The following is an 18041-nucleotide window of genomic DNA, read 5'->3' on the forward strand; positions in this document are numbered from 1 at the left end:
GATGGCTGAACGCAAAGACAATAATTACTTTTTTGATTCTGGAAATCTTTCGCCGGCGGCTCTAGAACGCAAGCACAGAATTGAAACAGATCCGTCAGTCCGTACGGACATCATGGAATACTTGCCGGGAATGGAAGTGATCCAATCCGACATCCGCGACAAGGTTCTCGCGGCATTTGATAGCTACGATGCGTCCAAATATACGGCACGCGATGTGCAGTTTGCCTTGCAGCACGACACTTGCTCTATCGAAGATTTCAAGGCTTTGCTTTCTCCTGCAGCAGCGCCGTTCCTCGAACAGATGGCGGCCAAGGCGAAGATTGAGACAGGCCGCCATTTTGGCAATAACGTCTATCTCTTTACACCGCTCTACATTGCAAACTATTGCGAAAACTACTGCGTCTATTGCGGTTTCAACTGCTACAATCACATTAAGCGTATGCAGTTGAACATGGAACAGATTGAGCACGAGATGAAGGTCATCGCCGACAGTGGCATGGAAGAAGTCTTGTTGCTCACGGGCGAAAGCCGCGCTAAAAGCAGTGTCGAATACATCGGTGAGGCTTGCAAGCTTGCACGCAAGTACTTCAAGCTCGTAGGCGTCGAAGTCTACCCGGTAAATGTCGATGAGTACAAGTATCTGCATGAATGTGGCGTCGATTACGTAACCGTATTCCAGGAAACGTACGATCGCAAGCGCTATGAACAACTTCATTTGCTCGGTCACAAGCGCGTATTCCCGTACCGCTTTGATTCTCAAGAACGCGCCCTCATGGGTGGCATGCGTGGTTGCGGATTCTCGGCACTTCTTGGACTTTCGGACTTCCGCCGTGACGCTCTCGCCAGTGCCCTGCACGTTTACTACTTACAAAAGAAGTATCCGCATGCCGAAATGAGCCTCAGCTGTCCGCGTCTCCGTCCGATTGTAAACAACGAAAAAATCAGCCCGCTTGACGTTCACGAAAAGGAACTCTGCCAGGTGCTTTGCGCCTATCGCATCTTCCTTCCGTTCGTGGGCATCACCGTCTCGAGCCGCGAAAGCAAGGAATTCCGCAATGGCATCGTGAAAATCGCCGCTACGAAGATTTCCGCAGGCGTCTCTACCGGCATTGGCGACCACGAAAGCAAATACAGTGGTCACGACGATGGGGAAGGCGGCGATGAACAGTTTGAAATCAATGACGGTCGCAGCATCGACAAGATGTACGCCGACATGAGCAGCGAAGGTATGCAACCCGTGCTGAACGACTACTTGTATGTTTAGGCTTCAGGTTGTAGGGCTGAAATCGCAGCTTTGACGCGGTGTCTAATTAGGCCGATTGTCGCATTTACTAGAAAACGCCTCGGAAAAATTCCGAGACGTTTTTTTTGAGGAGGAAAATATTTAGTTTATCACTTCTTCTTCTTGTACGAACAACCTCTTCGTCCGTATGTCGAGAAACATGTTCCGTAGTCGGATTTGTAGGCGTCATTCCATTGGTGTCCATTCTCAAGTAAGTATACTTCAATGGAGTAGGGGTCATCCGGATCAGTCCAGCGTAAACTAAGAGAATAACGCTTATTGTCTTTTATTGTTCCGACATTCAGAGCTTGACTTTGGAAAAGCTTTCGTATCGGGGCTGTTCTGTAGTATGTTGTTTTACCATCGGAACCTATATATGGTTTTGAGGAGTAGGTATCACCTCCATTCTTATAGTTGTTTACTCCTTTAAGTCGTGCTTCGATAATGTCTGCTACACCATCAAAGTTTGCATCTCTAAGAGCGGAGTAGAATGTACCTCCGTCACCAATCATCTTACAGATGTTAATATTTTGATTGCCGATTTTGTCGTTTGCACTGCCATGGCTTCCCTGAACGTTGATAGAAAGGTTACTATGCAGTTCAATTACAAATAATGTTGCTCCAATATTAGATGATAGACCCGCGTTAAGGTCTTTTGACATTTGAGCTCTATTTACGCCAGTGACAGGATCGTAAACATCCATAGCCCCAATATCCTCGATAAGCGCTAAGTTAAGAGCGTTTCTGAGGTCGTAAAGTTTCATCAGGTCTATTTTTTCACGAGCCTTTTCGGCTGTTCCGAAAAACTTCGGCATAGCTACGGTGGAGAGAATGCCCATAATAGCGATAACCACCATAAGTTCCATGAGGGTAATACCCCTCTTTGAATTCATCGGTTTCATAATATCGCTCCATATAGTCTGTAGGACTTTTCGTCCCGTTTTTATAAAAAATACATAAGTAAAATCGCTTGTGACGTATTTGCGTGATAAAAAAATAATAAACGTGAGAATTCGCACAGATTTCAAGCTTTAAGCTGTTCTATTCCAAACTAGAGCATTTTTTTCTACCTTTAAAAACATGAAAAAACTTGATACAACGCTCTATTTCATTACCGATAGCACGAGTGTGCCGGCGGATCGATTTTTACCTACTGTAGAAGCGGCATGTAAAGGCGGTGCTACGCTTATCCAACTTCGTGAAAAGAATCGTTCCACACGTGAATACATGGAACTTGCAGCTGCGGCTCATGAAGTAACAAAGCGTTACAACATCCCGTTGATTATTGATGACCGCGTTGATGTGGCGCTGGCCATTGGTGCTGAAGGTGTGCATGTCGGACAAACTGATATGCCTGTGAAAATAGCCCGTCAGCTGATGGGTGCAGATAAAATAATTGGTGCTACAACGAAGACTGTACCTCAGGCTCTGGAGGCTTACGAACAGGGGGCCGACTATCTTGGGGTGGGGGCGATTTATCCGACGACTACTAAAGTGGTCACGATTCTCACAAGTGTTGATACGCTTAAGGCGATTGTGAAGGCCGTACCAATCAATGTGAACGCTATTGGAGGGCTCAACAAGGATAATATCGATGTGCTCAAGGGCTCAGGTATTTCAGGAATTTGTGCGGTTTCTGCCATTATGAAGGCCGCAGATCCAGAAAAAGCGACGCGAGAACTGAAAGACGCATTTTTGAATTTGAATAAATAATTATCTTTCGCAACGATGAAAAAGAATTTAAAGAACTCTTTGTCGTTTGTGGTCGATGTGGGCAACTCGCACACCGTCCTCGGAATTTATAAAGGGGATAAAGTTGTTGATCACTGGAGACTCACAACCCGCAAAGAAACGACTTCTGACGAAGTCATGAATCGCGTGGGCGGTCTCATTCATCTTTCTAAAATCAAGCTGGAATCCGTGACGCACGTCGGTCTTTCGACTGTGGTGCCGTCGTTGGAACGCCCATGGGTCAAGGCTTTGCAGACGCTTTTGAAGCGCCCAGTGCAAGTGGTGAGTTCTTCGAACTGCTTAAATTGCCCGATTGCTTACCCGAACCCGAGTACGCTCGGTGCCGACCGACTTTGTAATGTGATTGCCCTCAAGGAACGTGGTTACACGGACGCTATCGTAATTGATATGGGAACGGCAACGACGTTTGATGTGATGAAGGACGGAGGCTTTGCTGGCGGCATTATCATTCCGGGCATTAGCGCGAGTCTCGACGTACTTACGCAAAAAGCGGCTCGTCTTTTGCCGGTAAGCATTGAATGGCCTAAGCACCTTATTGCAAACAATACAGACGATGCTATCCGCGCGGGTCTCCTCTTCGGCTTCATGGCTGAACTTGAAACGCTTGTCGCTAAAATCAAACAGGAAATGGCCAAGAAGAACGTTCCTGTTTTTGCGACGGGTGGCTGGGGCCGCACAATTGCAAGTCACACCAAGATTATTGACACATACGATCCATACTTGACTCTTGATGGCATTCGCCTGGTTGCACTTCGAGGAGATTCTGCAGCCGAAGTGATTGACCGGGACGTCGAGGAGTAATTTTATCGGGAGGGGAAAATGAAATCCTTTATTGCTGGTCTTGTTCTAGCGGCGGTCGCTTTTGCTGAAACCGGTTTTTCGCCAGTTATCAGTTCTGAACGCACCCGCAATCTGCGTGGCCTTGATTATGCGCCCATGCTTTTTGAATTCCATCGTCAGACTGTGGGCGAGGGGCGTCATTTTTTCACTTACCCCCGCCGCGATACGACGTTCCAGAAAGATTTCTATGAGAATAACAGGAACGCAATGGTGGTCTTTGAAAGCGATAGTAGTTCATCTCATAAATTTGCTATAGCGGTGTCCCCGATTCTCGGAATTGATTACAAGTCATCCTCTGCTCTTGGCGATACGATTTGGCCGGCGATTGATGGTGGGCTTTTCATCCGCGGCTTTGCTGATTCTCTTGACTTTGACCTCGATGCACGAATCTATTCTGAAGGGCATGCCGCCAAGAAGCCCAAGAGTTACGACCACGAAGTTTTTGACGTGCAGTCCAAGGATCGTGGCGATGGAGGAATTGACTATGTGAGCTTTGCGCGTTACCGTGCGCACTTGGCGTTGAATTACTCTTGGGCTCGCCTCCAGCTTGCTCGTGATGTTTTGCACTGGGGGCCGGGGTACTACAACAACCTCTCCTTGAACCAGTTTGCGCTCCCGTACAACATGCTCTCGCTTGACTTTACATTTGGACCGCTACGCATATATAGCGTCTATGCCGACCTTCGTGTAAATTCCTGGAGCTACAGCAAGGATAACTTGAACGACCGCAATTTTTATGGTCACCGTTACGAACTCGCGTTCGATAGATTGACTCTTGGTATTTCCGAATTGCAGATTCTTTACAATGAGAATAAGCCGTGGCTCTTTGTGCCTATCGCTCCCCTTTTCATTGAAAAGGGGAATTATTCCGAACGCGTAAACAACGGTGCCTTGGCGGTGGATTTTAATGTGCAGCTCTTCAAGCTGGCTCGTGTCTATGGTGAATTCTTCCTGGATGATATGGAATCGCCTTATGCTGTTTATCAAAACCGCTATAGCAACAACCGCTGGGCCGCGATGCTTGGCTTGCAGGTTGCCCGCGATACAGAGGTAAAGGGCAAACTTTTACAGCTCGGTACTATCGCTGAAATAGCGCGTGTGGAACCATTTACATACTGCCACTACGATACGGCTCAAGCTCAAATTGCGCACTTGGGGCTTCCGCTCGGAAACCCGAATGGACCGAATTCTCTGACTATTGACTGGACTCTTTACGGTCGGCTTTTCTGGAATGCATCGTCAAAATTCTTCTTTAGCCTCCACAACCAGTGGCTCTGGAAAGGAATTGATTACGGGAGCGATATTGACGATCCGTATAAGACCAGACGCAAAAAATTTATAGATAAAGCTCCTCTGCAATATACAATTTCGCCTTCGTTTAGCTACAGTGGGGTGCATACCTCTTTTGAACTGGAACTGATTTTTGGCGAAAATAGGGGTGCTTTTGTTAGGACTACCTTCCATTGGTAGTCTTTTATAACTATTTTGTAGCATAGAAAACCACAAGTAGGTTTATAAAAACAAAAAAGTAGGGTATTTGGCATGTCCAAAATGTTGGGATTGTTCTCGAATTTTCGTATCCGTAAGCGTGTTTTAGCATTGGCGGATGGTTTTATCGTTGTTGTTGCGGGCTTGTTTGCTAACTTCTTTTTACCGTTGTTTGCCAATTCAATTGATCGAGCCGACCAGTTTGCGATTTTCTTTTTGAGCGTTATCTTGTGCTTTAGTTCGCTTCTTTTCTTTGGTGCTTACAACAAGCTTTGGCGTGTGCCTTTTCCGTTACATGTTCCGAAATGCTTTTATTTCGATTATAAATACGGGACACCGTGAAGCTATGAAGAAGCGCACTATGATTATTGGTGCGGGTAATGCGACCAAACTTTTGCTTGATGAAATCAGGAACAGCGCCAAGGATGCCGAAAAAGGTGTTGCTACATCGAATGCATCGAAGATTAATCCTGTTTGCCTGATTGATGATGACCGCTATAAAATCGGCAAGCCGTTTGAAGGTGTGCTCGTTGCTGGTACGACAAGCGACATTCCTAAAATTGCAAAGCAGGAAAATATTGAACAGATTCTTTTCTCTATCCCGAGCTGCCCGCCGAAAGACCGCCAAGTGATTATGGACTTGTGTGGCAAGACCGGACTTCCGGTGAAGGTCCTTCCTTTTGTGGGTACCCTTTTGGACACATCCAATGTTGGAACTGGGGAAACCAATTTTGCAACGCAAATTCGCGATATCAAGGTTGAAGACCTGCTGGGACGTGATCCAATCAAGTTTGATAACAAGGACATCCGAGCCTACATTGAAAACAAGGTCTGTATGGTGACTGGCGGTGGTGGTAGTATCGGTAGTGAACTTGTTCGTCAAATTGCAAAGTATAATCCCAAACAAATTATCATCGTCGATATTTACGAAAATAACGCTTACGATATCCAGCAAGAACTGGTTATGGAATACGGAAAGTCCCTGAATCTCGTGACGCTTATTGCAAGCGTTCGTGATTACTTCCGCATGAACCAGATTTTCAAGACCTACCAACCGGAAGTGATTTTCCATGCCGCTGCCCATAAGCATGTGCCACTAATGGAAAACAATCCGATGGAAGCAATTAAGAACAACGTTATCGGTACGTTCAACGTGGCTACGCTTGCCATGTTCAATAATGTCAAAAAGTTTGTGATGATCAGTACTGACAAGGCGGTGAACCCGACTAACGTTATGGGTGCATCTAAACGTTGCTGCGAAATGATTGTTCGCTTCATGTCCATGCAAAAGGAAAGTAACACGGAATTCGTCGTGACTCGCTTTGGCAATGTGCTCGGTAGTAACGGTAGTGTGATTCCGCTGTTTAAGCGCCAGATTGAACAGGGTAAGCCTGTGACGGTTACGCATCCAGAAATCATCCGCTACTTCATGACCATTCCTGAAGCGGTGAGTCTTGTGCTTGAAGCCGCTAGTATCGCTCAAGGTGGTGAAATCTTTGTGCTTGACATGGGCATGCCAGTAAAGATTGTAACGCTTGCAGAAAACTTGATCCGTATGTATGGCAAGGTGCCGTACAAGGATGTTCCTATCAAGTTCACTGGACTTCGTCCGGGTGAAAAGATTAAGGAAGAGCTTTTGATGAACGAAGAAGGCTTGAAGAAGACTAAGAACAAGCTTATCTTCATTGGAAAGCAGATTGACATTGACACTTCCAAGTTCATTAACGAACTCTGGAAACTCAAGAGCGCAGCATCTGAAAACAATGACGAAATCGCCATTAACGCTCTACACGAAATTGTTCCTACGTTCACGACTCCAGAAAAGTTCAACAGCACGATTTTGAAGAAGTCTGAACCTGTAGAACAGAAGAATTAAATCAACAACGACAAACACAAAGAAGGACAAAATATGAAAAAAATCATTGCTCTTAGTTTGTTATCCAGTTCTCTAGCCTTTTCTCAGGTTGGTATGCTGGGTGGCTCGGAGGGGTTGCACGAAGTTAATGCGAAAACCCTTGGTCAATGGCAAATCAATCTTGGCGCCAGCGGGAATATCACGTTTGGCTCCTGGGGCTTGTCACGCGGTGGTATCTATGAAGTGAATGGGAAAAGGTATTCCTTCAATGATGCTGACGCTTCCCTTTCGGGTAACCTATTCGTTGCAGTTGGTGTTTTGGACTTCATTGATGTAGGCGCGTCTCTGCCGCTTTACTACGAACATGCCAATTCCCAGTGGGGTGGTAAGGCTAACATGTGGACGACAAGCCGCGGTGACTTGAATCTCTTTACCAAGATTGGTCTCCCGTTTGCATCGGTTGGTGTATTCGACATGGCTCTCATGCTTGACCTTTATGTTCCGACTGGCGAACCGAATGCCGGTGTGCGCCCCCGCCATGCTTGGTACCTGAATGGTAGCAGCTACACGCACCCGTTCACTGCCGATAGATGGGCTTTTGGTGCTGGTCTTGCGTTGTCGTTTGACTTCAACAAGATTGGAGCACCGATTTCTTGGAACTTGGCTGCAAGCTATGTTGCTCTGGCCAGCTACTCCAGAACGCAAACTCTCGTCTATAACACGGGCGTGAACTGGAATGCAGCAAGCTGGTTGACTCCGTTCCTTGAATTCTCTGCAGAAATGCGTTTGCAGAAGGTGGGACGCTATAAGGTTGATCCGCTTGTAGATCCGATGCTCCTCACTCCGGGTGTCCGTTTCCACTTCCCGCATAATATTGATTTCGCTTTGGGCGTAGACTTTGCTCTCCGTTTCTTCCAGAGTGGCGCCAGTCACAGGGCTGATATCGAATATGGTAAGAATCATACCATCTACTACGAGGGTGAAAGAGGCGTGAAAGCGACTTACGGTTACGTAGGTTCTCCGCTCTTTGCTGGTTCTGCTCTCGTCAGTGTCAAATTTGATGCCGCTGGCAAATCTGAAGATTCCGATGGCGATGGCATCCCGGATAATGAAGACAAGTGCGCCCGTACTGAAAAGGGCGTTAAGGTTGATGCCGAAGGCTGCCCGGTTGAAGATGCTGCAAAGATTGCTCGCGATAGAGCTATTGCCGATTCCCTTGCCCGCGTTGATTCCGACAAGGATGGCATTGCTGATGTTAACGACAGATGTCCGAATACTGTTGCTGGTATTTCTGTGGATTCCTTGGGCTGTATGCTTGACTTTGACAAGGACGGTGTTGCTGATAATCTTGACCAGTGTCCGAATACCCCGTCTGGCGTTCCTGTAAATTCTACGGGTTGCGCAATGGACTTTGACAAGGACGGCGTTGCAGACTATCTCGACAAGTGTCCGAATACTCCGGCAGGTGTCGAAGTTGGTTCCAACGGTTGCTTGCTTGATACCGATAAGGACGGCATTGCCGATTTCAAGGACAAGTGTCCGGGTACTCCGTCTGGCCATGTTGTAGACTCTCTCGGTTGCTTGCCGGACTTTGATAAGGATGGCGTTCCTGACGTTCTTGACAAGTGCCCGAATACGCTTCCGGGTGTCCGTGTTGACCAGAATGGTTGCCCGCTCAACAAGAAGGAAGACCTTGACCAGCTCAAGAAGGGTATCAACTTCAAGACTGCTTCTGCAAGACTTACCAAGAGCAGCTACGGCACTCTCGATGATATTGCTGAACTCATGATCAAGATTCCGGAAGCAAACCTTGAAGTTCAGGGACATACCGATAACAAGGGTTCTGAAAAGAGAAACAAGAAACTCTCTGAAGATCGCGCAGCCGCTGTGGTCAAGTACCTCGTGAAGAAGGGTGTTGCCAAGGATCGTCTCCGCGCTGCAGGTTACGGCAGTGAAAAGCCGATTGCAGACAACACAGACGCTGCTGGTAGAGCCCAGAATCGCCGTGTTGAACTTGTTCCTTTCTCCAAGTAAAACGAACAAGTGAAGCACAATCATTAAATCATTAATGTCTAACGCACTAACAGGTAATACTGGATAGTGCGTTAGTCTTTTTTTCAACTGACAAAACGTAAAAAAAAAGTTATTTTAAAGGCAACTGAATCGGATAGTCCAAAAGACTCCGTTTGAAAAATTCTAGGGAAATATATGTCTGAAAAAGAAGAACAGAAGGTCATCAGTCAACCGACTGCTATCCAAGTTCCCCAAAATGCCAATACAATTACGTTGCTGGAGGCTTTGGAAATCCTCTGGGACAAAAAGTTTATCTTAGCATTGTTCCTCATTGTCGGAGGTGCGGTTGGCTATTGTGTTGCCAATTGGCTCCGTCCCCAATACACAAGCGATGTCTTGCTGCAAATTGATGTGAAAGGAGGTAAGTCCGGTAAAGCTATCGGCGATATGGGCGCACTCCTTGATGTTGCAAGCCCTGCCGATGCAGAAATAGAACTTCTCAAGAGTCGTATGATTCTGAGCTATGTCGTCGATGTGGAACATCTTTGTTTTCAGGCAACACCTATCGGTGCCGCCGACCGATTCCTGCACCATGAAGGTCGCATGGATCTTGATTCTCTCTATATTCCACAAATCGCTCGTGCCGAAAAGTGGATGGCAAGGGTGACGGGTGATGATACCTATGAAGTTATTTCTCCTGAAGAACAGGTGATTTTAGAAGGCAAGGTCGGTGAGATGCACCGTGCTGCTTATGCCGGTGATACTTTCGATATTCAGGTGTCCCGCATGCTTGCTCAGCCGGAACAGATGTTCATCCTTTCGCAGATAAGCGATCTTGGTGCCATGGGCGCTTTGAAAGCAAGCCTCAAGGTGGCTGAAAAAGGCAAGCAGACTGGTATTATTGAAGCAAGCTACAATCACCGCTATCCGGATAGAGCAGCCGCTATCCTGAACACGATCGCAAAGACTTACTTGCGCCAAAATGTTGAAATGCGTAGTGCCGAAGCCGCTAAGACTCTCGAATTCTTGGAAAAGCAGCTCCCTGGTGTGAAGGCTAAACTTGACAGTGTCGAAAAGATTTTAGCCGATTACCGTTACAGCATCGGGTCTGTGGACATGACGGGCGAAACGCACGCTCACTTGAACAAGGAAAGTGAAATCCAGAGACAAATTTTGGATTTGGAACAGCAGAAACAAGCTGCCATGCGTTTGTTTAAGGAAGAACATCCGAGCGTTCAGACGCTCATTCGTCAGCAGAATCGTTTGAGGGCTGAACTTGCCAAGTTGAAAAAAACGGCTGAAAAAATGCCTTTGACGCAACAGGAAGTCGCTCGTTTGAAGGAAGATGTGGCGGTCAATAATGAAATTTATACGACTATGTTGAATAACATTCAGCAGTTGCGTGTTGTGCGTGCTGGTGAAGTAGGCAATGTCCGTATAGTTGACTTCGCGCAGATTAACGGAGCTCCGAGCAAGCCGAAGAAGATGAATATCATTATTTGCTCTGTGGCTGCTTCGTTTATGCTTGGAGTTCTCTTGGTATTCCTCTTGCGCATGATGCATAATGGTGTTCGCAGTGTTACGGAAATTGAACGTGAAACGAATACAAGCGTGCTTGCAAAGGTTCCTCAAAATCCTGATACCGGCTTGAACTTGAAATTTAGAAAGACAAGAAAAACTCATGTCCAAACAGATCCTGACGATCCTCTTAGCGAATCGATTCGATCCATTCTTACGGCGATTGATTTCTCTTTCAATATGAATAAGGAACATCAGGTGATTATGGTTTCTGGTATTATGCCTGGTGTCGGTAAGAGCTTTATCTCGACGAACCTCGCTGCTACTTTTGCGATGGTCGGTAAGAAGACCTTGTTTATTGATGCTGATATGAGAAAGGCCACGTGCCGCTTTACGAAGGTTGGACTTGTCGATGTTCTTATGGGTAAGGTTGCTTTTGATAATGCAAAAATCACTAGTCCGAACCTTCCAAATCTAGATATCCTGGAATCTGGCAAGTTTACGCTTTCTGCATTTGAACTATTGCGTGGTGACATGCTTAAGAAGTTGATTGACGAAATTCGTCCGCAGTACGATGCCATTATTATTGATACTCCGCCGACGAATTTGGTGACTGATGCATACATGATTTGCCCGTTGATCGATTTTGCACTCGTTGTGTTGCATTATGGTCGCCATTCTATGGATTCTATTAAGGAATCCTTACATACCTTGGAACGCTATTGTGATAAGCCTAAAGCCTTTGTCTTGAACCATTGCGAACACAGACACGGTTACGGTTACGGTTACGGTTACGGTTACTACGGTAGCAAATCTAAAAAGCATAAAAATTAGCAATATATCTTAGTAACGGGCAATGCTCGTGAAGTACAAGATCCCGCTTCACTAAGTGAAGCGGGATCTTTTTTATCTATTGCGCCGGGAAATGACAATTAGTCAATATTTTTTTGTATTGGGGTATCCGTTTTTCCGTAAAATAATGGATTTTTAGAGAGTAATGAACTACGCACTTTGAAATGCGCCGAGACAAGGGGTTGAGATATTGAAGAGTAAACTGATTTTTGTTGCAACAGCAGTTGCATTCGCTTGCGGCGCCACCTACGCCCAGACGAAGGTCGTTGTGGACCCGGGCAAAAAATACCAGCTTTTTGAAGGCTGGGGGACAAGTCTTTGTTGGTGGGCAGAACTCGCCGGCGGCTGGGATAAGGCGAACTACACAAAACTTTTAGGTGCAGTGGCTGACCCGGACACGGGTCTTGGCTACAATATTTTCCGCTACAACATTGGTGGAGGCGATCAGCCCGGTCATAACCATTTGACCAAAGGCGATGGGGGGGCCGCGGTTCCCGGCTTCAAGCCGACCGAAAAAGGCGATTACGACTGGACGGCAGACCCAAACCAGCGCAACATCGCATTTGCTCTTGCAAAAATGGCGAAAGACCCGATTTTTGAAGCGTTCTCTAATTCCCCTCCGTGGTGGATGACTAACAGCGGTTGCGTTTCGGGCGGCGTCAATGGCGCCGACAATCTCAAGTCCGATTACTTTGATGATTTTGCCGATTACCTCTCTGAAGTCGCTAAGCACTTCAAGGAAGAGTGGGGTATCACGTTCCGCACGATTGAACCGTTCAACGAGCCAAGTGCAGGCTGGTGGAAAGCTAACGGTGACCAGGAAGGCTGTGGCTTCAAGAATAAGCAATCTGAAATGATTGTGGAACTCGGCAAGGCGCTCAAAGCGAAGGGGCTATTCCCTGAAACTTCTGTAAGTGCAGCCGATGAATCAAACATTGGCGATGCTTTGGCGCGTTTCAATAGCTATAGTGCCGAAGCACGTTCTTACATGTTTCAAGTGAATACGCATAGCTATTCTGGCTACGATTCCCGAGCCAAGCTTTATAATGCAGCTTTTGCCGCCGACAAGCGCGTTTGGCAATCCGAATCGGGACCGCTCCACCGCAGTGGAAGTCTCGATATTACGCTTTGGATGGCGGATGTGATTTTGCATGACCTTCGCGATATGCATGCTAGCGCTTGGGTCGATTGGCAACTTTCAGACCCTGCTGAAAATTGGCGCACCATTGCTGTTGACCATAAAAAGCAGACATTCTCTTATGCGCCGCGATTCTATATGCATGCTGCGTTTAGCCGTGCTATTCGACCGGGTTCTCGTTTTATCGATAGCGACAACAGCAACACGCTTGCCGCCATTCGCGAAGATAGCTCGCTTGTACTCGTAGTGCTGAATACAGGCGCTAGCGATGCAAAGTACACATTCGACTTGAGCAAGTTCACAACGATTGGCAATAAGGCTAAGGTTCACCGCTTTACGCTACCGGCAGCACTCAAAGCTGATTCTGATATTGACGTTACGAACAACGCCATTACGGTCACGGCGGGGGCTCAATCTATCGTAACCATGGTTATTGAAAATGCCACCGGCGGCTCGTGCGAAGCTAGTACAATCATTCCGTATGCCAAGATTCACAATGGCGGTTGGAACGAGACTACCGAAGTCAAGGTAAATCCAGGTGATTCACTTGTGATTGGTCCGCATCCGTATGACGGCGGACGCTGGACTTGGAAAGGCCCGAATGACTTCTATTATTTGGGTCGTGAAGTGCGCTTCAAGAATATGCAATGGCAGAGTAGCGGCGTTTACACAGGAACGTACGTGAATCCGTATGGCTGCGAAAGTACGGTTGATATCAAGGTCATCGTTGATGATCCGGAGCATCCGTATGTAGAACCGGAAAAACCGGATTCAGGCAAGGTGAATATTTCACCGAGAGTCGTGCAAGGTGCTGGGAAAATTTCGGTCACGAGAAGCGGGGGAGACCTCCTTGTGAACGCCGGGAATGCAGCGAGGAATGTCGCGCAGTCTGGGATGTCCTCGCTGTCTGTGAATGCGCCGCTACAGCTCACGATTCACGACTTGCAAGGTGTACTCCTGATGCGTCGCTCCATTGATGGTTCTGCAGTTGTGCCTGTCGCGCACTTGGCAAAAACGCCGTATATTGTACGAATCAAGAGCGCAGGAAAGACCGTTTATCAGAAGAAATTCAAATAAATTTTAGAAATCCTCGCGAATGCGAGGATTCTCTTTTTGCGTTGAACTTTACGAATGCTTGTGGTGGAGCTTGTTCGCGAAGCTACGACATTTGGCGATTTCGCGTGAGGAGAGTTCTTTGTTCTTGAGGGTACCGCCTTTTTGCAACACGCCTGCAATCTTAAATCCGCTCCAGCAAAGAACTTCCTTGAGTGCGCGAACAGTACCTGCGGATTGTTTAAAGAGAATGTTAAACGGCCATGGGGTAGAGCAGGTGGTGATAATGACCGCCTTTTTGTCTTTAAGAAGCGGAATGGGGTACCCGCTTTCGCTATGGTCCATCATGCCATAAACCCAGCGGTCAAAAAGCATTTTGAGTTGCCCCGTCATATTGCCCCAATAGCACGGCGAACCAACAATGAGAGCATCACAATCTTGCACGAGATGCAAAACTTGCTTGGCGTCGTCATCGGGCATAACACAATCATGTGTGCTACGGCATTTCATGCAGCCGATGCACGGGCGGAATTGCAATTTGCAAACATCGACGTAAAGGACTCTGTCTCCACAAGCCAGCAGTTCATTGCGGACAATTCCAAGCATTTGGCTGATATTGCTATTTGGGCGAGGGCTTGCGTTCAAGATAACATACTTCAATTTCAGACTCCTTAATAAATTCATAAAAGCTATTCGAGATTGCCGCGCTTCTGCGACGTTCGCAATGACGTATTTTGCATGTGCTTTCTAAGCTTTTACTTATTAAACACCTAAGGAGCGGAAATGTGTTACTATAAAAAATCCCGAACGCTTTTTGAACGTTCGGGAGATTTTTTTTTGATCCTTCGACTTCGCTCAGGATGACAAGCCCTTACTTGAACAGATTCTTCATCTTCTCAAGGAACGATTCTTCCTGGGCGGTTTCCTTGTCCTTGCGGAGTTCAGCGAGCTTCTGGTAAAGCTCCTTCTCTTCGCGGGAGATGTCCTTCGGAATGTCCACGCCAATTTGCACGTAGAGACTTCCACGGTCACCCTGTTTCTTGAGAGGCCACAAGCCCTGATCGCGCAGACGGAGAACGCTGCCAGCCTGAGTGCCAGCGGCGATCTTGATCTGGATTTCATCACCGCTGATGGTCGGGATGCGCTGCGTACCGCCAAGAACCAGCTTGTGGACTGGAACCTTGACTTCGCAATGCAAGTCGTCGCCTTCACGGCTGAAGAAATCGTCCGGTTTTTCGGCAATCACGACGAGCAAGTCGCCGCAAGCGCCACCGCGCGGACCGCAGTTGCCTTCGCCACGGAGGTTCAGGTACTGGCCTTCGCTTACGCCCGCCGGAATCTTGATGGAAATCTCTTCGGTTTCCTGTACGCGGCCCTCGCCGTGGCAATGTGAGCACGGATTAGCGATTACTTCGCCCATGCCACTGCAAGTGGGGCAGACGCTTTCGGAAACCATCTGGAAAAATCCGCCGGACACACGACGTACACGACCCGTGCCATGGCAGGTATCGCAAGTTTTGACGTTCGTACCGCCCTTGCCGTTACATTCCGTACACGGCGTATAGCGTTTTAAGCGAACCTTCTTGGTGCAGCCTTCGAAAATTTCCTTGTAGCTAAGAGCCACTTTAATCTGCAAGTCATTACCACGCGGAGGACCTGCCTTGCGAGAACTTCTGCGGCCACCGCCACCGAAACCAAAGCCACCACCAAAGATATCGCCAAACTGGCTGAAGATATCGTTGATGTCGAATCCGGCACCACCGAATCCACCACCGCCAAAACCGCCACCAGGAGCATTAAAACCAAACTGGTCGTAGTTCTTGCGCTTTTCAGGATTAGAGAGTACGTCGTAAGCTTCGGCAGCTTCCTTGAACTTTTCTTCAGCTTCCTTGTCGCCCGGGTTCTTGTCCGGATGGTACTTGATAGCAAGCTTCTTATAAGCGTGCTTGATTTCATCAGCACTTGCGTCCTTGCCGACGCCCAAAACTTCGTAATAATCTCGTTTTTCAGCCATTTTGCCCTCCGGGCAAACTCATCATATAAAAAAATCAAAAATCGTTATTTTACAACAAAAGGATTGCCCCCTTTTGAGAGGCGAATCCTATTTGTTTTTTGAAGGTTGAAATTAGTCAACCACTTCAGCGTCGACGACTTCCGGACCATCGCCCTTCTTGTCGTTCTTCGGCTGTTCAGAAGCACCCGGCTGCGGACCCGGCTGAGCCTGGTTTGCACCGGCGGCCTGAGCCATGGAGCTGATCATGCCCTGGAGCTTGTCCATAGCGGCCTTGATCTCTTCCTTGGTGCCGTTGTCCTTCTTGGCCTTGATGTCGTCGATAGCAGCCTGGAGCTGGCTCTTGGTATCAGCCGGGAGCTTGTCGCCAAATTCCTTGAGCTGACCTTCAGCCTGGTATGCCATCTGTTCGGCCTGGTTCTTGATGTCCACGAGTTCGCGCTGTTCCTTATCCTTGGCTGCGTTAGCTTCGGCATCCTTGACCATCTTGTTGATTTCGTCTTCAGACAAACCGCTAGAAGAAGTAATCTTGATGGACTGTTCCTTACCGGTTTCCTTATCCTTAGCAGACACATGCACAATGCCGTTGGCGTCGATGTCGAAGGTCACTTCGATCTGCGGAACGCCACGCGGCTTCTTCGGGAGGTCGGTCAAGTCGAACTTGCCGAGCGTACGGTTGTCGCGAGCAAATTCGCGTTCGCCCTGGAGCACGTGAATCGTCACAGCCGGCTGGTTGTCTTCGGCAGTGGAGAACACCTGGCTCTTCTTGGTCGGAATCGTGGTGTTACGGTCGATGAGCTTGGTCATCACGCCACCGAGAGTTTCGATACCCAAAGAAAGCGGGGTCACGTCGAGGAGGAGCACGTCCTTCACAGCGGAGTCGCCAGAAAGCACAGCGCCCTGAACGGCAGCACCGATAGCCACCACTTCGTCCGGGTTCACAGTCTTGTTCGGTTCCTTGCCGAAGAACTTCTTCACAGCTTCCTGAACGGCCGGAATACGGGTAGAACCACCGACGAGAATCACTTCGTCAATTTCGCTCAAAGAAAGACCGGAGTCCTTGATAGCCTTGCGGCACGGTTCCATAGAACGTTCCACGAGGTGAGCGGTGAGCTGGTCAAACTTTGCACGGCTGAGGGTGAGGTCGAGGTGTTTCGGACCAGAAGCATCAGCAGTGATGAACGGAAGGTTGATGTTCGTAGAAGTCGTGGCAGAAAGGTCAATCTTAGCCTTTTCAGCAGCATCCTTCAAACGCTGGAGTGCCATCTTGTCCTTCTTCAGGTCAATGCCAGGATTTTCCTTCTTGAATTCGTCGTTAATCCAGTCGATGATGACTTCGTCGAAGTTGTCACCGCCGAGCATCGTATCACCGTTCGTGGCCTTCACGCTGAACATACCATCGTCGATTTCGAGGATGGAAATATCGAACGTACCACCACCGAGGTCATACACAGCAACCTTTTCGCTCTTCTTGGAGTCAAGACCGTAAGCAAGAGCAGCAGCAGTCGGTTCGTTCACGATACGGAGAACTTCGAGGCCTGCAATCTTACCTGCGTCCTTTGTTGCCTGACGCTGAGAGTCGTTAAAGTAAGCCGGGACCGTAATCACAGCCTGAGAAACGGACTGGCCGAGGTAATCTTCAGCAATCTTCTTCATGGTCTGAAGAACAGCAGCGGAAATCTCAGGAGGAGCAAACTGCTTGTCGTCGATCTGCACGCGGACCGGATCAGAACCCGTGCCGACGAGCTTGTACGGCATGTTCTTTTCGGCAGCAGAGCATTCGCCAGCCGTACGGCCCATGAAACGCTTGATAGAATAAATCGTCTTTTCCGGGTTCGTGATTGCCTGGCGCTTTGCAACGTGGCCCACAAGACGTTCACCGTTCTTGCCGAAAGCGACAATAGACGGCGTGGTGCGGAAACCTTCTGCATTGGCGATGACGACCGGCTTGCCACCTTCCATCACGGCAACGCAGCTGTTTGTCGTACCCAAGTCAATACCAATAATCTTACCCATGATTTTATCTCCTATTTTAAATTCTTGATCCCCAGTGTTTTTGTTTGAGTGGGGAGTTTTTTACGCCGATACATTAGCAAAAGCCGTGCCAACCCCGAAAAGCGCCCTTTTTGTTTCGTTCTGAAACAAGTTTAAGGCGAAAATAGGGCAAAAAAGGGGCTGTTTCAAAAAAGAACGCCCTACAGCGTCATCCAGACGACTGCTGGGAGGAAGGATCCAGTGA

General features: G+C 47.9%; 13 protein-coding genes. 9 read left to right on the forward strand and 4 right to left on the reverse strand.

All coding sequences use genetic code 11. The features are described 5' to 3' along the window. The first annotated feature begins 1 nt into the window (after position 1). Positions 2-1264, forward strand: a complete 1263-nt coding sequence (thiH, locus tag FSU_RS00830; protein WP_015732456.1) for a 2-iminoacetate synthase ThiH — start codon at positions 2-4, stop codon at positions 1262-1264. A 128-nt stretch (positions 1265-1392) separates the two neighbouring features. Here thiH and FSU_RS00835 read toward each other — a convergent pair whose 3' ends face one another. After that, a complete protein-coding gene (locus FSU_RS00835) occupies positions 1393-2184 on the reverse strand; it encodes a type II secretion system protein (RefSeq protein ID WP_014545019.1) in 792 nt (263 codons plus the stop codon). A 178-nt stretch (positions 2185-2362) separates the two neighbouring features. Here FSU_RS00835 and thiE point away from each other — a divergent pair, with 178 nt between their 5' ends. From thiE to FSU_RS00870, 8 genes are all read left to right on the forward strand, one after another. After that, on the forward strand, positions 2363-2995 hold the full coding sequence (gene thiE, locus FSU_RS00840) for a thiamine phosphate synthase (protein ID WP_014545020.1): 633 nt from the start codon (positions 2363-2365) through the stop codon (positions 2993-2995). A 15-nt stretch (positions 2996-3010) separates the two neighbouring features. After that, positions 3011-3835: a type III pantothenate kinase gene (locus FSU_RS00845; protein ID WP_015732457.1), complete on the forward strand. Its 825-nt coding sequence runs from the start codon at positions 3011-3013 to the stop codon at positions 3833-3835. 18 nt (positions 3836-3853) lie between these two features. Further along, complete coding sequence (locus FSU_RS00850) at positions 3854-5344, forward strand: hypothetical protein (protein ID WP_014545022.1); 1491 nt, start codon at positions 3854-3856, stop codon at positions 5342-5344. 72 nt (positions 5345-5416) lie between these two features. Continuing rightward, a complete protein-coding gene (locus FSU_RS16230) occupies positions 5417-5704 on the forward strand; it encodes a hypothetical protein (protein WP_014545023.1) in 288 nt (95 codons plus the stop codon). Between the two features lie 4 nt (positions 5705-5708). Then, positions 5709-7238: a polysaccharide biosynthesis protein gene (locus FSU_RS00855; protein WP_155808825.1), complete on the forward strand. Its 1530-nt coding sequence runs from the start codon at positions 5709-5711 to the stop codon at positions 7236-7238. A gap of 33 nt (positions 7239-7271) precedes the next feature. Then, complete coding sequence (locus FSU_RS00860) at positions 7272-9251, forward strand: OmpA family protein (RefSeq protein ID WP_014545025.1); 1980 nt, start codon at positions 7272-7274, stop codon at positions 9249-9251. A gap of 174 nt (positions 9252-9425) precedes the next feature. Further along, a complete protein-coding gene (locus FSU_RS00865) occupies positions 9426-11582 on the forward strand; it encodes a polysaccharide biosynthesis tyrosine autokinase (RefSeq protein ID WP_014545026.1) in 2157 nt (718 codons plus the stop codon). A gap of 208 nt (positions 11583-11790) precedes the next feature. Beyond that, positions 11791-13815, forward strand: coding sequence for a glycoside hydrolase (locus FSU_RS00870; protein ID WP_014545027.1), 2025 nt, complete (start codon positions 11791-11793; stop codon positions 13813-13815). Between the two features lie 48 nt (positions 13816-13863). Here FSU_RS00870 and FSU_RS00875 read toward each other — a convergent pair whose 3' ends face one another. The 3 genes from FSU_RS00875 to dnaK form a co-directional block, all read right to left on the reverse strand. Next, complete coding sequence (locus FSU_RS00875) at positions 13864-14451, reverse strand: flavodoxin family protein (protein ID WP_014545028.1); 588 nt, start codon at positions 14449-14451, stop codon at positions 13864-13866. 211 nt (positions 14452-14662) lie between these two features. Beyond that, positions 14663-15805 (reverse strand): molecular chaperone DnaJ, encoded by a 1143-nt coding sequence (gene dnaJ / locus FSU_RS00880; protein WP_014545029.1) that lies wholly within the window; start codon positions 15803-15805, stop codon positions 14663-14665. Positions 15806-15916: 111 nt separating this feature from the next. Further along, a complete protein-coding gene (gene dnaK / locus FSU_RS00885; RefSeq protein ID WP_014545030.1) occupies positions 15917-17818 on the reverse strand; it encodes a molecular chaperone DnaK in 1902 nt (633 codons plus the stop codon). Positions 17819-18041 lie beyond the last annotated feature (223 nt).

The organism is Fibrobacter succinogenes subsp. succinogenes S85 (assembly GCF_000146505.1).
GTDB classification, from domain to species: Bacteria; Fibrobacterota; Fibrobacteria; order Fibrobacterales; family Fibrobacteraceae; genus Fibrobacter; species Fibrobacter succinogenes.